This window comes from Blautia sp. JLR.GB0024, assembly GCF_037000545.1.
GTDB classification, from domain to species: domain Bacteria; phylum Bacillota; class Clostridia; order Lachnospirales; family Lachnospiraceae; genus Blautia; species Blautia celeris.
In genome coordinates this window covers 244,297-259,253 of record NZ_JBANBF010000004.1, presented here as the reverse complement: position 1 = coordinate 259,253, position 14,957 = coordinate 244,297, and the positions used below count along the sequence as shown (strand labels likewise).

The following is a 14,957-nucleotide window of genomic DNA, read 5'->3' as shown; positions in this document are numbered from 1 at the left end:
ACCTCATAAATGATTCTACTTAAAATTGCGCCTCTCTCCAGATCCTCTTTTTCACTCTGCCTTCATTTCCCGCTCCAGCAAATCCCGTTCAATCTGCGGATACATCTTATCCAGCTTGTACACCAGCAAAATCAACACCGCCGCACCCCAGACAATGACCGGGCCGAACTTATAGATATTTCCAATGGTTCTGACAGCGGATTCCGGCTGTACCACCTGCGCTCCGGTTGAGCTGATATAGCCGCTCATGGTCATGAGTCCTGTCATGACAGCACTTGTGATACCCGTTCCCACCTTGAATCCCAGACTTGCACCGCCGAATACGAGGCTTTCCTGGCGGAACCCGTTTTTCCAGCAGCCGTATTCCACCACATCCCCCAACATGCCGAAGATGGTGGCTGACAACTGGGATGCACCTATAGAACGGATAAGTGTCACAAAAAACAGCCATTGGAAGTTATAAGGGTTGACCAGCACCAGAAGCTGGGAGCCCACCGCAATGAGGCAGCCCGCCAGCGTAACATTCCTCTTTCCCCATCTTTTGATCAGAAACGGGCAGGCCACTGCGCCGCCGATCATGCACACAGTTTCCAGAAAATACAGGGTGCTGTACATCCACGTATCATTTCCGAAAATATATTTACAGTAATAGGGCAGATCCGTTCCCACAATTGTCATATGGATGACCTGGATCGACCACAGCCCGAGCACGCACCAGAAATACTTGTTCGTTACAAGAGCCTTGATGTTCACGCCCACAGAACGCTTCTCTTCTTTTTTTGTCTCTGTTACCACAGTCTCCTCACACCGGAAGAAGCAGAACAGCAGCAGAACCACAGCGATCACCACCCAGATGCACATGGTCTTGATCCATGCAGACTGGTCATTTCCGAATATTTTCACAAGAGGCATGGTAAAGGTCACGGAAATAATGCGTCCCACCGGGGACAGGATCATCCTGAAAATGGACAGCAGATCCTGCTGGTAAGAATCCCTGGTCATCATGGTGGACAATGAACCGTAAGGTACATTGATAGCTGTATAGATAACCGTTGTAGTCAGATTATAGGTGACGAATATGTATATCCCTTTCAGAAAATCTGTGGTGTGCGGCACTGTGAACATAAGAATCGCCGCTATGGCATAAGGAATCGTCATCCACAAAATCCAGGGTCTTGATTTTCCCCATTTAGACCTGGTTCTGTCTACCAAAAATCCCATGATCAGATCTGAACTGCCGTCAAATACTCTGGACACCAGCATGACAATACCGATAGTCACCGGTGAAATCCCCACATAATCCGTGTAAAACAGCGTCAGCAGTGTGGATATCATCCCGTACACGATATTACAGGCTGTATCCCCGCATCCATATGCTACCCTTGTCCCAAAGGTTATTTTCTTCTTCATAATGACCTCCCCGCCACATAATTTCTCAATTCGTTTTTCAGCACGCTTCCATAATCGCCTTCACAGCACTCTCTGTATCTGCAAGCGGAAACAGCTCATAACCCACATATCCTGTATACCCGCATGCCTCCAGATGACGCAGCACCTTTTTATAATTGATTTCCCCCGTCCCCGGCTCATGACGCCCCGGAGCATCCGCCACATGGATGTGTCCAAACTGGTCTGCGTAATGGGAAATGGTATCACAGATACAGCCTTCATTGATCTGCATATGATACACATCGTAGAGAAGCTTCAGCCTGGGTGACCCGATCAGGCGGCATATCTCCGCTCCCATCTGTGTATTCTCAAGAAAATTTCCCACATGGTCTGTGGTAATATTCAGGGCCTCCAGGTTCAGGTTGATCCCTTCTCTCTCCGCTGTCTCCACACAGTCCAAAAGTGTACGGTACATGGAGCAGAGCTTCACCGTATGGGAAAGGTTATCATAGTGGTCCACCACAATTCCTCCCTCACCCAGGGCATTGGAGTGAATGGTCACACTGCCTGCGCCCACGGCTTTTGCTGCCCGGATGGATTCCTCCAGATATTTCACGTACTTCTCTCTGTGCTCCGGGTCAACCAGGGAATAATCCGCGTCCCCGTTAAATCCGCTGATCGCAATGCCGGCCTCGCAAGCCGCCCTCTTTGTAGCTTCCAGATCCCGGATTCTCCAGTCCCAGAATTCCACCGCGTCAAACCCGTCCTTCTTTGCCGCCAGGAATCTTTCCTCCCAGGGCAGCTCTGTGTACAGGGTGTCAATACATGCGCATTTTCTCAGACTCATCTTCCTTCTACCTCCTCAATTTTTACAGGCCTTCCCTCTTTCAGAGATTTTGTGGCAGCGGCTGCCATCAGTACCGGATACAGCCCGTCCATTCCGGTTACAGGTGTCTCCCTGTCGTTCTCCACGGCATCTGCAAATGCCTGGATTTCTGAGACAAAGGCACCGGTATAACGATCCCACATTACCTTATATGTATTTTCACAGCTGGTCCTCTCGGCATCTGAGAGCACAACCGTATTCGGCACATCATTTTCATTGCGCACACAGCCCTCGGAGCCAAATACCTCCACTCTCTGGTCATATCCATAGACGGCCTTCCTGCTGTTGTCAATGGTGGCAATTATGCCATTGTCAAACTTCAGCATCACAACAGCGGTATCCACATCCCCCGCCTCCCCGATAGCCGGGTCGATCAGCACAGAGCCGGCAGCCACAACCTCAGTCACCTCAGCCCCTCCTGCCAGAAAGCGTGCCATGTCAAAATCATGGATCATCATATCATAGAAAATACCACCGGAAACCTTCACATATTCAATAGCCGGCGGCTCCGGATCCCTGGAACTGATTTTGATCATCTGCACCTTCCCGATCCTTCCTGACTGCACCATATCATAGACGCCTCTGTGATTGTGGTCAAATCTGCGGCAGAATCCGATCTGCAGCTTCACACCGGCGTCCTCTGCCGTCTGAATGGCTTCCCTCACCTTGCCCAGATCATAATCTATCGGTTTTTCACAAAAAATATGCTTTCCTGCCCTGGCAGCCTCAATAATATACTTGGAATGCGTGTCCGTGGAGGAACAGATCAGAACCGCGTCTATCTCCTCATCCTGCAGAATATCCTCCGCGTCCTTTGTCACATTCTGCACACCGCATTTTCTCAGAAATTTCTCTGTCTCTTCATTCATAAAAGGGTCTGCAACCGTCTTGATCTCCACCTCCGGCACAAACATAGAAATATTCTTTGCATGCACCTTTCCGATTCTACCTGCTCCAATAATTCCTGTTTTCATCTCAATACGCTCCTTTACTCTCCGCTACTTTGTTTTTGCCCACCCGCTCCAGTCCCCCCGGCATTGCACCCCGCATTGCGAAGCCCGGCCTTTTTGACCCTCTCCGGCGTCTGGCTGTGAACTGTTTTTCTTTGTGCTTTTACACTTTATGTGCTTTTGCACTTATAATTATAGAAAAGCCTTCCGGTTTTGTCAACATCTCTGCCCTTTCTTTTTCATTTTTAGCTACATTTCACAATATTGTGCTTTTGAACATACCATTTTATCAGCCCTCACTTCTTCTCCTTTTGTTAAACTTAACCAATCCCCCTATTTACAACCCCCTTCTCCATATGATAGAATTTAATCATAAGATGCCCAGAGCAAAAATACCATCCCCGTGCAATAGCACGTGCACATAAACAGGAGGAATCATGATAAACAAAAAACCAACCATACAGATGGTCGCTGACAAAGCGGGCGTGTCCCGTGGAACGGTAGACCGTGTTCTCAACAACCGTTCCCATGTAAGCCCGGACGTTTACGAAAGGGTCATGGCAGCCATTCAGGAGACCGGCTACCTTACCCCCCGCAGCACCTACCAGAAAACCTTGTTTGGTCAGGGCTTTCCGCCAATCAAGCTTGGTGTGCTTCTGCCCAACTGGACCGGCCATTTCCGCTGGGAGATCATGCGCGGCATTGAAGCTGCCCAGGCCGAGCTCACTGATTTCCATGTAAAGATCCTGGTAGAAGAATGCGAAACCGACATCCCGGAGGAAAGCATCGAAAAACTGGACGCGCTTTTAGAGGCGGGCATTCAGGGCGCTGCTGTCTGCACCATGAACGACCCATCCATTGAGGAGAAGATCCGTTCCCTCACCCAAAAAGACATCCCGGTCATCACCTTCAACAGTGACCTGCCCGGCACCGACAGACTCTGCTTCATCGGTCAGGACTACAATAAAAGCGGCCGCATTGCCGCCGAACTCATCAGCAAATGCATCCCCTCCACCGGCAGAATCCTTGCCGCGGCGGGCAACCTGGAATTCGACGGCCACCGTGCCCGTCTGGACGGCTTCTGCACCCGCATGTCTGAGATTGGCTTCCCCCGGGACCAGATCCAGGTCATAGAGACCTACAACAACTACCAGCTCACCTACAAAAAAGTCCTCAGCGCCCTTCAGGAAGACCCGGCCATAAAAGCCATTTACATGGCCAACCGCAGCGTAGCCGGCTGTACCAAAGCCGTGGAGACGGCACAAAAAAAAGGAGAGATCCGCATCATCTGCCATGACATGTCAGAACACACGAAATCTCTCCTTCTGGATGGAACCATAGACTTTTCCATCTCCCAGGACCTCCACCGCCAGGGCTACCTCCCCCTGATCTACCTAAGAGACTACCTTCACAAACAAAAACTCCCCCCAACCCAGGACACCGCCGCCAACATCTCCATCCTCTGCTCCCAAAACCTGTAAACGCGCCGGCCCTGGATTCACCACCACAGCCCCCCCATACACCTCCGCTCCTTCCGCTTTCATAACCAGTCGTCATGGAACGGAGACCGGTAATGGGCCGGCGGGCCGTGGAGCTTCCTTCCGGGCAGCATTCCGGAGAAGGCTTAGACCTGCTAAGTAAAAATGGAAGTCCCAGGCAAGGAGAAATTCCGGTTACCATCCGGAATTTCAGGACAGTTGAGCAGTTCAGCCATAAGGGCTGGACTGCGGTTCTGTCCGGTGCCTTGCCTGGGGCTTCCATTTTTACTTAGCAGGTCTTGCCGACGCAGGTGCTGTCCGGAAGGAAGCTCCACGGCCCGCCGGCCCATTACCGGTCTCCATTCCATGCCGACGTCCGTGAGCCAAAATCACACGACCGCCCTACTCCCCTTCCGATTCACCCAAAAGAAATACCCCACACACAAAACAATCTGCACCCCCGAAGAACAAGGCGTCGCCAGCCCCACCCCAAACAAGGAAACCGGCACCATCCGGCTCATCAGAAACGATACCGGAATCCTCACTCCGAAAGCACCGACGATTCCCTGCACCATCACAAACAAAGTCTTCCCACACCCATTAAAATACCCGATCATACAAAACATCACCGAAACCAGCAGACAGTCAATGGCATACGCCTTCAAATACTCCGCCGAAGCCGCAATAACCTCCCCGTCCCTGGCAAAGATCCCCGACAGAATATCCCCGTGGAAAAATGCCCCATAAGCCATCAAAACACCCACAGCCAGCGACATCCCAATTCCGCACAGCAGCGCCTTCTTCGCCCTTCCGGCCTCCCCGGCCCCCATATTCTGGGAGACAAACGCTGCCATGGACTGATTAAAAGCAGACGGCACAAGCATAATAAACCCACACAGCTTTTCCGCAACCCCTACTCCCGCGGAGGGAATCACTCCCAGAGAGTTGACAATGGCAGTGATCGCCAGAAACGAAATACCTACCAGCACATCCTGAAACGCGATCGGAAATCCCAGCCGGAACACTTCCCCCATCCGTTTTCTGTCAAATGCAATATCCTTTCTGTGAAAAACAAACGGAAACTTCCTCTTCCGGATGATCTGCAGCGAGATCACCACACTCAGCACCTGAGCAAGCACTGTGGCGATGGCCGCCCCCGCAGTGGCAAGCCCGAAAACACCCACCAGCAGTAAATCCCCGACAATATTAAACACACAGGCGATCGCCACCGTAAGAAGCGGCATCCTGGAATCTCCAAGTCCCCTGAAAATACTTCCGATCACATTATACGCCACAATAAACACAGCCCCTGCGGAACAGATCCTCACATAAGAGACCGTGGCATCAAATGCTTCCGGCGGTGTCTGCATGATCCTGGCAATGGGCACCGCAAACGCTTCCATGATAACGGTTATCACGACACCTATGATGATGAACAGCATGATACTGGCTCCGATGATCCTGCCGCCTTCCTCTGCTCTCCCCTCACCGATTTTTCTTCCCAGAAGAATCGTAGTGCCCATGGCGATTCCCACCACAAAAGCCGTCACAAGCTGCATCAGCCAGCTCCCCGTGGAAACTGCCGACACGTCTGCCGCCTGGGCAAACTGTCCCACAACCAGCATGTCCACTGCTCCATACATGGTCTGCAGAAAAATAGCCGCCAGCACCGGCAGGGCAAATTTAACAAGCGGCATCAGGATTTTTCCTTTTGTAAAATTCTGTCCTTGACTCATACTCTCATTTTTCTCCTTTTGCTCGTAATGTACATTTCACGGAGGTTTCATACTATAAAAGGCTCTAAACCCACACAAAAAACCGGATAAGAAGCAGGCATCTCAGCCAGCATCTTATCCGGTTACCATTTCTGTCAGAATGGTTCACCCTCCGATGAACGCTGTCATTATATAACATGACTTTTTATTTGTCAAGATTCTTCCGAAGCTGTCAGAGAAAAAATGCGGTGTATATTACCCTGAATCTATTCTTCGCTCTTTTCTCCTAACACTTCGCGCAGCTGCACTTTGCGGTTCTCATACCTGGACATGGTACATGCATCGGCTGTTGCTATGGCTGCCCTTGCTGCCTCTCCTGTGAGCAGAGGCCTGAATTCATCATCTGCCTTTGCTCCGTGCATAATGCCGTTTAAGTATTTCATTTCATTTTTCATAATACTGTGAAGCCACATAGGTGGTTTTTTCCCCGGTTTTCCGTACATAATGGCTCCGTCCATCTCGGTGCCGTGGTATATTCTGGTACGGTCATCATCCTCCTCCTGGGACTCATGGACAAGAAAATGCTCCTCTTTTCCATCCACCTTTAACGTGCCGCCGCAGTCACACATATCAATACGGATGGCACCCTTTGTCCCCTGTATCAGCACATAGTGCTCAGGCCAGTGGAAGGCAGACCCCCACTCCAAAACCGCATAACGGTTGTCGGAAAATTCCATGTTTACAAACAGCATGTCATCCTCGTCACCGAACTCATCCCCCTGGTGCGCAACATTTCCCCCTGTCATGGTCACTGTTTCCGGCATTCCGCCCATGAGGAACTGTACACAGTCCAGTTCATGAATGTGATGATACAGATGTCCTCCTGATTTTTCCCTGATCTTTTTCCAGGAGATCGACGGCTGCGGTTCTTCCCATCCGTTTCTGGCCGAATGACAGTACAGAACTTTTCCGATCACTCCGTCATTGATCAATTTTTTCGCATGACGCACACCCCGGAAGAAATTCATGACATGGCCTGCCATAAAGGTAACACCGTGCTGCTGACATGCTTTTACCATCTCGTCGCAGTCCTTATAACTCAGCGCGATAGGCTTTTCGCAAAAAACATTTACCCCGTGCTCTGCCGCCTTTATGACCGGTTCCTTGTGCAGGTAATTAGGTGTTGCCACAATCACGGCCTCCACATCTTCCCGGCTGTACAAGGTATCTAAATCTGTTTCCACGTCACATCCCAGTTCCTCTGCAACGGTTTGGGCGTTTTCCGGGTCAAGGACAGCCACGATCCTGGCCCCTTCCTGCTCCTTCATAATACGTCCAAGCTCCGCGCCGAAATAACCGGTACCCACAATTGCATATCCTATTGTCTTCATATTCTATTACCTCCAAATATATCCAAAGTTATTTTACTGCTCCGTCAGTCATGCCGCCTGCAATCTTATTCTGTATAAACATAAAGAATATTACGGACGGTACCACCACCAGGGCAGATGCTGCCATCATATCTCCCCAGTTCAGGATTTCCGAACCCTGAAGAGATTTTAAAGCCACAGACACTGTCATCTTATCTGTGCTGTTGATCAGGATCAAAGAGTATAAAAATTCATTCCACGCATTGATAAATGTATAAATGGCTGTTGCCACGATCCCCGGCATGACCAGGGGCAGTACAATCCTCACAAAAGTCTGGAGTTTATTGGCTCCGTCCACTCTTGCCGCTTCCTCGATTCCCAGCGGCACTGTCTTGAAAAAGCCTACCAGCATCCATACAGCATAAGGTACGCTGAAGGAGAGATACACTATGACAAGTCCGACTCTGGTATTGACAAATCCCAGCTTTGCCATGACCATCGAATAGGGAATCGCCAGAAGGATGGGAGGAAACATGTAAGTTGCCACCAGAACCTTTGACATAATGGAACCCAGCTTCGGAAAAAATCTTACGATTCCGTATGCCGCCATGGATGATACCACAATGGCGATGCAGGTAGTTGATATTGCAATGATCAAACTGTTGCTGATATTCCCTGCAAATCCCAGGTCCTGAATCACATGGGTAAAGTTTTCCAGTGTAAAGTGCTTTGGCAGAAATCGGGTTGGATTTGCGGTCAGCTCTCCCGAAGATTTTACGGAACACAGTAAAACCCATACCAGCGGGAAAAAAGCAATCACGGACAAAATGATCAAATATACATGGCAGAGTCCATTGCCGATCTTTTCTTTTTGATTTGTCATCACTTGTCCTCCTTTTCCCATTTTCCAATGATCGTAAAGTAAACCAAACAAACCAGCAGCAGGAATGCCAGCAAAAGCACAGTGACTGCAGATGACCTGCCCAGAAGTTTTGTTCCCCAGCCCATATTATACGCATAGACAGGAACTGTGGTCGTGGCGTTGGCAGGGCCGCCGCCTGTAAGAAGATAAATAATATCAAAGTTATTGAATACCCAGATGGTACGAAGCACTACCAGCAGGCCGACTACGACTTTAATATGCGGTACTGTTATATGCCAGAACTGCTGGAATTTGGAAGCACCGTCAATCTGAGCTGCCTCATACTGGTCCTGGGGAATGGTCTGCAGTGCAGACAGCACATTTACCATGATCATCGGCGCACCAAACCAGACATTAATAAAAATCAATGTCAGAAATACCAGACTGCTGTCACTTAAAAACTGCGGAAGTTCGCTGCTGATGCCCAACTGGACAAGAATATTCGGGAGGAAACCTGAAACACCGTTCAGTATCCATTTCCAGGAAAGTGCGATTACAATAGAGGGGAATGCCCAGGGGATGATCATCAGGGTTCTGTAAATTCCCTTTCCGATCTTCACCCGATTAATGGCCAGTGCTGCTGTAAATCCGATGAACAACTGTCCTAACAATGAACCCACGGTCCAGAGTATGGAGGTCAAAAATGCCTTATAAAAATTAGAGTCTGATAAAACCGCTTTATAATTTTCCAATCCTATAAAATCATAGGAAGCCTTGATCAGATGCTTGGTCGTCATACTGTAATATAAACTGGAAAAGATAGGATATACCAACAGTATCCCCACAACCAGCAGTGCAGGAAGTACGAAAATCCAGCGGGCATAATCAAATTTTACTTTTCTTTTCACAAAAATGCCGCCTTTCTGAGGGATGGGACTGCCCTTCGTGGTGGTTCGGGCAGCCCCTGGTAACAGGTTATGTATTCAAAATCACTGTACAGTGCTGAATACCTCATTCAGTTTGTCTTCTGCTGTCTGTGCAGCTTTTTCCACATCCGTTCCGTTTGTGATAATATCCTGGAACATACTCTCTATGATTCCCTGAGATGTGAGAAGACCGGCCTGAACACTGGGGCCTTTTTCAAATCCTATGGCAGTACCCATATCCATGGTTTTTGTGATTACATCTACCGCATTGGAGAACTTCTGTACGGTTTCGTTCTCTTTGTATTCCGGTGTGTCCGAAATACCTGTAATGGAAGGCAGCATACCTACCGGTGTTGCTTCCAGGAATTTGATATAGGTATCTTTCTCGTATAATTTTTTGATAAATTCCTTGCATATTTCCGGGTGTTCTGAGTTCTCCCATACCACCATCGGAATATTGGAAGTTTCCGCTCCGTATTCCGGGTCATCCGCATTTATCTTCGGAAGAGGCGCACAGTCAATCTGATCCACCAAATCAGGGGAGTTCGTTTCAACGCCGCCGATCTGGAAACCGGAGTTAAAGTCAAAGGCTGTCTTTCCCTGATAGAACAGGGTTGCCTGATCTAATACTGCATAATTTACAGAATCCTTCGGAGAACAATTCTCATAAATGTCCAGCCAGTAACGAATGCCGTCAAGTGCCAGATCACTTGTCAGATCTGCTTTCAGATCATCTGTAAGAAGGCTCCCGCCGCCGCTTCTCACATAGAAGTTTAAGAAACGTGTTCCCATAAGGTCATTGGAACCGCAGGGGAAGGAACATCCGTAAACCCCGTCTTTTGTCAGGGTTTTTGCCGCATCGGCAAATTCATCCCATGTCTTGGGAACTTCAAGTCCTGCTGCATCCAGCAGATCCTTTCTGTACCACATGACCTGTGCATGGGAATACAATGGCAGGGAATAGCAGGTGCCGTCCTTTTCTCCTTCCGACAGGGCAGTTTTTGAAAACTTATCTCTACCTATGTCATCGATCAAATCATCCAGGGGAACCAGGGCCTCTGCGTCCATCATCTCTACCACATGACCGGGAAGCGCAGTGCTCATATCCGGCACATTCCCGGATGCAAGACCGGTGGTCCATTTCGTATAAAAATCCCCCCAGGAAAACGTCTCTATGGTTATGTTTACATCCGGGTTATCCTTCATAAACTGGTCTGCGGTCTCCTGTATCACCTCCAGACGCGGCCCCTGTGTAAAGGAATGCCAAAATGTAATGTCACCTTTTAATTCTCCTGTTTCCGCTGCTGTCTGTTTGCTTTCTGTATTCCCATTCTGTCCGCATCCTGCAAGCATGGCGGAACCTATCATGGTACCCACCAGCAAAACTGCTAATTTTCTTCTCATAAAGCTCTCCTCTCTGTTCACTTTTTACTGTTCCCCGATATCGGCCGTATCGATTTGTTTATTGTAAGTTTATTTTACCTATTTTCTTTGTGTACATCTACTAACCAAACGCTCAATAATAGCACTAGACTCTTATTCTTATTCTCTTGCCATCCTCCGGTACTGATTCGGTGTAAACCCGAAAGCTGCTTTAAACTCCCTGATAAAATAATTGGCGTCCTCATATCCCACCTCGTAGGCAATATCATTGACATTATCATTGCTCACCAAAAGAGCCCTTGCCGCAGTGGTAAGCCGGATCTCTCTCACGTATTCCATGGGCGTTTTTCCCATGTTTTCCTTAAAAAGACTGCTGAACCTCTGCTTGCTCAGTTCCGCCATATTTGCCATTTTTTCAGGCGTATATTTTTCTTTTGGATGGAGAACGATATAATCCGCCACGATCTGTACCCTGGGATCGATCTGCTTCTTCGTTTTCATGGCTCTTTTTTTGATTCTCTCCAAATCATACTCTTCTGTTTTGATTTCTCCTTTCACCCTGTCTATCTTCTCTCCTCTGACTGCAAGAGAGCCTATGAGCAGGTCCAGGTATCCCCGCACAAAACATTTCTTCGCGATATGCTCTGTCTTCACCCACCTGTAGATCTCTTTGAAATAATTATCTTCTCCCATACTCTGTGTAACCCTTGGTATTCCATAGTATTCTCTTAACACATCTTCACCTTCATAAAAAACAGAGGTGGTAAAACGGATACTGAAAAATTCAAATGTATCGCTGAGTGCATGGCAGGACATTCTGCACCCGCTGGGTATGTACACGATCTGGTTCTCCTCCACCAGAATCTCTTCGCTGTCAATACAGAACTCTGCCTTTCCCTTCACTATGTACCGAAAAATGTTATATGGTATGACTGATTCCGGATATACCCATGTCCTTCCCATGGAATACAGATCAATATAGAGAAATGTAAAACGTATATTGTCAATCACTGACATGAAGGAATCCTCCTTATAAATTTTTTATGCAGCTTTCAGCAATAAATAAGGCAGCTATCCGTGAAGATACACCTGTCGATCTACACTTTATAGCTGCCCCGCCCGCTCTTACTGACTACTGTACTTTTATTTTAACTACTACTTTTTCTATATTTTCCGGCTTATTTTCCATGATTGCCACCATGTGGGCATCGCTGGGGTAACACACCATAAAATCACCCGGTTTCAGCAGATAACGGCCAAATGCACTGCCTTTATAAAAGGCAATATCCCTGTCCGCATTGTATGGGACTGACGCAGTCAGGGATTTGACATCCGCTGTGGCGATTCCCTCTCTGCCTGACACAATGTAGTGTAAATCTATATATTTTTTGTGTGCTTCATAAATACAGGCTTCTTCCGGTTTTGATGTCAGAGAAACAGGATTACAGAAAGCGCGGTCCTCACAGATCACCGTATCCGGCAGAGGAAGCTCTCCCTGCTTCAGCCCCTCCAAATAGCATAGTATCTGATAAAGTGTTTCGTACTCCCTGTAATTTTCTTTGTTTTGAATGGAATCAAAGATCATTGTATTTTTCCTCCTGATTGATCACAGATCGATCTTGTACTGGTGCAGTGTATTCTTCAAAACGGCTGCCATAATTTCATACCCCTTTGCATTGGGATGCAGACCGTCATAGGTAATGCCGTCCAGCAGCTTTTCGGTTCCCGGAAATGTGGTGGTATTATAATAGTTTACAAAAATCAGCTTATTCTTTCTCGCTGTCTGCGCCAGCCATGCATTCATCTCTTTAATATACCTTTTGCGAACCGCTTCATTTAACAAAATGGGAATATGTATCGGCAGAAGAGAGGTCAGAATTAAAGTGGTATCTGTATTTTCTGCCTGGCATATTATATTGCTGATATTGTTCTGAGCTGTTGTCAGGACCTCCTCATAAGGCTTCGGCTCCAGCCTTTTCCAATAATCCCCCTCCAGTTCAATGGAATCATTGATTCCAATGCCCATTATGCAGTATCTTGGCTTTAACTGCAGAGCATCCGCATAAAACCGCCTTTTTAAGAATTCTGTTGTGTCACCGCCGATTCCCCGGTTCACGATCAACTGTCCCGGCAGATTAAAGTATGCATTTAACTCCCAGTAATGGGTAATAGAATCTCCGATAAACAGAAAATCCGGCTTCTGCCCCGTATAAATAAGAGAATGGTTCTTAATGTCGAATTCCTTTCTTCTGCTGTCCGCTGCCGCAATGCTGGAAAAATATTCTGCTCTTGCATATCCCTCCTTTGTTGAAATCATGCGTCATCCCTCCTCCCTGCCGCTGTACAGACCGCTGATACGGTTGTCCGCTCGCAGCCGTCTGTGATTTAATATTTTTTCTAATTATAACAAATCCTTCCCGGTTTCGATATGGAACACGCGCTCAAAAATAGCACAATATGCTTATTTTGCAGTACACAAAAAAAGGCTGCCCAAAAGGTTTTCCAAAGAACCTTTTTGGGCAGTCTTCCAATTTCCGGACACGCCTGTTATTCTGTTGCTTCTAAATAAAGGACTGCGTTCATCCTGCCTATTTTGCCAGTGTCTTTATTTTCTGATAGGACGCCAAGTCTGAATACAGCTCTGTCCTGTAGGGATTGCGTTTTGTCTTTCTTATATGAAGGATCATATAGATAAATACCGCCGCGTTTGCAAGAAGCGCAAGCAGGCTTACCACAAAAAGCGCCGTGGTGTCCGGATTTGCGGAGGCAAGCTGATAGATACCGGGTTCCGCCAGTGCAGTATACCCATCCGCAGCCACATATCCCTGCTGGATCGCAGCGTCCGCAATGGCTTTGCTGGATGTGGAATGCACCATCCAGCGGCTGGCATCCTGAAAGGCCGGCACAGTCTGGGCAAACATGCACCACAGCGCCAGTGTGTGCGCCCTGTGCTGCAGCCATGCACCTTTTCCCACGGTAAAGGCACAGACTGTGGGAGCCAGAAGCAGGGCAAATCCGCAGTACCAGGCATGAGTGGGCAGACAATTATACGTGTACGCAAAGTTCCATAGATCATAGGCCACGATCCAGAACCACATCATATCCGGCCAGAGCATATCTCGGCTCCCGTCCTTTTTCGTCACAGCCCTTATGCAGATTCCAAACCACCCCGTAATGGTGATAATGTTCAGGATTCCCGCGATGCCATTCATATAATTCCAGGCACCACCGATATAATACTGTGTCTGATTATTGGTGTACTCCATAACCGGTGTCACATATCTTCCGATCTCAAAATCACGCAGCACAGCCTCACAGATATTGATCGCCAGGATCAGAGGCGGAAAGCAGAGCGCTATCCTGTTGGAGGACAGCTTCTTCACATGCCGGATACACCAGAAACCGATACATCCCGCCGTGGAGGAATACACCTTCGCCAGGTGGAACCAGTCCATATACGCAGTATCCTTAAATGCCGTGAGCCACAGGATCGTGAGCACCACCGGCAGGATCACAAACGCGGCAAATCCCACCCATTTAAATCTGCGGGTCACCTCATTCAGAACAAAGAGACTTACAAACACACACAGCCACACAAGCAGTACCAGTGCTGTGGGAACGCCCTCGTAAAATGCAAACATACCCATTCCCCCTATTTACATAGAATTTCCTTGATCATCAGGTCATTTCCTGAAAGGATCTCCATCTGCTGCCCCTCACACATTGGACAGCGCATGTCATACTCCATGGCGTTGAAGATTCTGCCGCAGTCCCGGCACTTTACAATGCCGGGCACTACGCATACCTCCAGTTCTGTCTCCTCCATGGAGGTTTTGTATCTGGCTGCCGGCCAGCACTCCTCCAGATATCTGGGCACGACACCGGAGAGCTCTCCCACATCCAATACGATTCGTTCCACCTCTTCGGCTCCTTCTTCCCGCACCACATCCTCAATGGTGTGGATCATGGCGTCCAGGATTCCAAGTTCATGCATAGGA

At 48.3% G+C, this 14,957-nt stretch carries 14 protein-coding genes; 1 reads left to right on the top strand and 13 read right to left on the bottom strand.

What is annotated here, in order from left to right; genetic code table 11:
- Positions 1-51 precede the first annotated feature (51 nt).
- Genes V8Q34_RS12010 through iolG form a run of 3 tightly spaced genes read right to left on the bottom strand, consistent with a single transcriptional unit; the run spans position 52 to position 3,249 of the window.
- Positions 52-1,410, bottom strand: a complete 1,359-nt coding sequence (locus V8Q34_RS12010) for an MFS transporter (protein ID WP_335835516.1) — start codon at positions 1,408-1,410, stop codon at positions 52-54.
- A gap of 37 nt (positions 1,411-1,447) precedes the next feature.
- Positions 1,448-2,236, bottom strand: coding sequence for a hydroxypyruvate isomerase family protein (locus V8Q34_RS12005; protein WP_148393262.1), 789 nt, complete (start codon positions 2,234-2,236; stop codon positions 1,448-1,450).
- Positions 2,233-3,249, bottom strand: coding sequence for an inositol 2-dehydrogenase (iolG, locus tag V8Q34_RS12000; RefSeq protein ID WP_335835515.1), 1,017 nt, complete (start codon positions 3,247-3,249; stop codon positions 2,233-2,235). Before iolG ends, V8Q34_RS12005 begins: the two co-directional genes overlap by 4 nt.
- Before the next feature lie 413 nt (positions 3,250-3,662).
- Between iolG and V8Q34_RS11995 the strand changes: the two genes are divergently transcribed.
- Positions 3,663-4,706, top strand: coding sequence for a LacI family DNA-binding transcriptional regulator (locus V8Q34_RS11995; protein ID WP_225305370.1), 1,044 nt, complete (start codon positions 3,663-3,665; stop codon positions 4,704-4,706).
- A gap of 386 nt (positions 4,707-5,092) precedes the next feature.
- Here the strand turns inward: V8Q34_RS11995 and V8Q34_RS11990 are convergent, their stop codons facing one another.
- The 10 genes from V8Q34_RS11990 to V8Q34_RS11945 all read right to left on the bottom strand — a co-directional run bounded on the left by V8Q34_RS11990 (position 5,093) and on the right by V8Q34_RS11945 (position 14,953).
- A complete protein-coding gene (locus tag V8Q34_RS11990; protein ID WP_103731504.1) occupies positions 5,093-6,439 on the bottom strand; it encodes an MATE family efflux transporter in 1,347 nt (448 codons plus the stop codon).
- Positions 6,440-6,684: 245 nt separating this feature from the next.
- Entirely contained in the window at positions 6,685-7,809 is a 1,125-nt protein-coding gene (locus tag V8Q34_RS11985; RefSeq protein WP_103731503.1) for a Gfo/Idh/MocA family protein, read from the bottom strand.
- Positions 7,810-7,837: 28 nt separating this feature from the next.
- Complete coding sequence (locus tag V8Q34_RS11980; protein WP_033139032.1) at positions 7,838-8,671, bottom strand: carbohydrate ABC transporter permease; 834 nt, start codon at positions 8,669-8,671, stop codon at positions 7,838-7,840.
- Positions 8,671-9,558, bottom strand: a complete 888-nt coding sequence (locus V8Q34_RS11975) for a carbohydrate ABC transporter permease (RefSeq protein ID WP_033139031.1) — start codon at positions 9,556-9,558, stop codon at positions 8,671-8,673. The genes V8Q34_RS11980 and V8Q34_RS11975 overlap by 1 nt, the downstream gene beginning before the upstream one ends.
- Before the next feature lie 81 nt (positions 9,559-9,639).
- The gene (locus V8Q34_RS11970; protein ID WP_390426022.1) at positions 9,640-10,929 is read right to left on the bottom strand and encodes an ABC transporter substrate-binding protein; all 1,290 of its coding nucleotides are present in this window, start codon (positions 10,927-10,929) and stop codon (positions 9,640-9,642) included.
- Between the two features lie 189 nt (positions 10,930-11,118).
- Positions 11,119-11,976, bottom strand: a complete 858-nt coding sequence (locus tag V8Q34_RS11965) for an AraC family transcriptional regulator (RefSeq protein ID WP_335835514.1) — start codon at positions 11,974-11,976, stop codon at positions 11,119-11,121.
- A 115-nt stretch (positions 11,977-12,091) separates the two neighbouring features.
- A complete protein-coding gene (locus V8Q34_RS11960) occupies positions 12,092-12,544 on the bottom strand; it encodes a YhcH/YjgK/YiaL family protein (RefSeq protein WP_148393190.1) in 453 nt (150 codons plus the stop codon).
- Between the two features lie 21 nt (positions 12,545-12,565).
- Positions 12,566-13,276, bottom strand: coding sequence for an SGNH/GDSL hydrolase family protein (locus tag V8Q34_RS11955; protein WP_227209823.1), 711 nt, complete (start codon positions 13,274-13,276; stop codon positions 12,566-12,568).
- 271 nt (positions 13,277-13,547) lie between these two features.
- Complete coding sequence (locus V8Q34_RS11950; RefSeq protein WP_081960093.1) at positions 13,548-14,600, bottom strand: DUF5692 family protein; 1,053 nt, start codon at positions 14,598-14,600, stop codon at positions 13,548-13,550.
- Positions 14,601-14,611: 11 nt separating this feature from the next.
- Positions 14,612-14,953 carry a hydrogenase maturation nickel metallochaperone HypA gene (locus tag V8Q34_RS11945; protein ID WP_148393192.1) on the bottom strand — a complete coding sequence of 114 codons (342 nt, stop codon included), beginning with the start codon at positions 14,951-14,953 and terminating at the stop codon, positions 14,612-14,614.
- Positions 14,954-14,957: the final 4 nt, after the last annotated feature.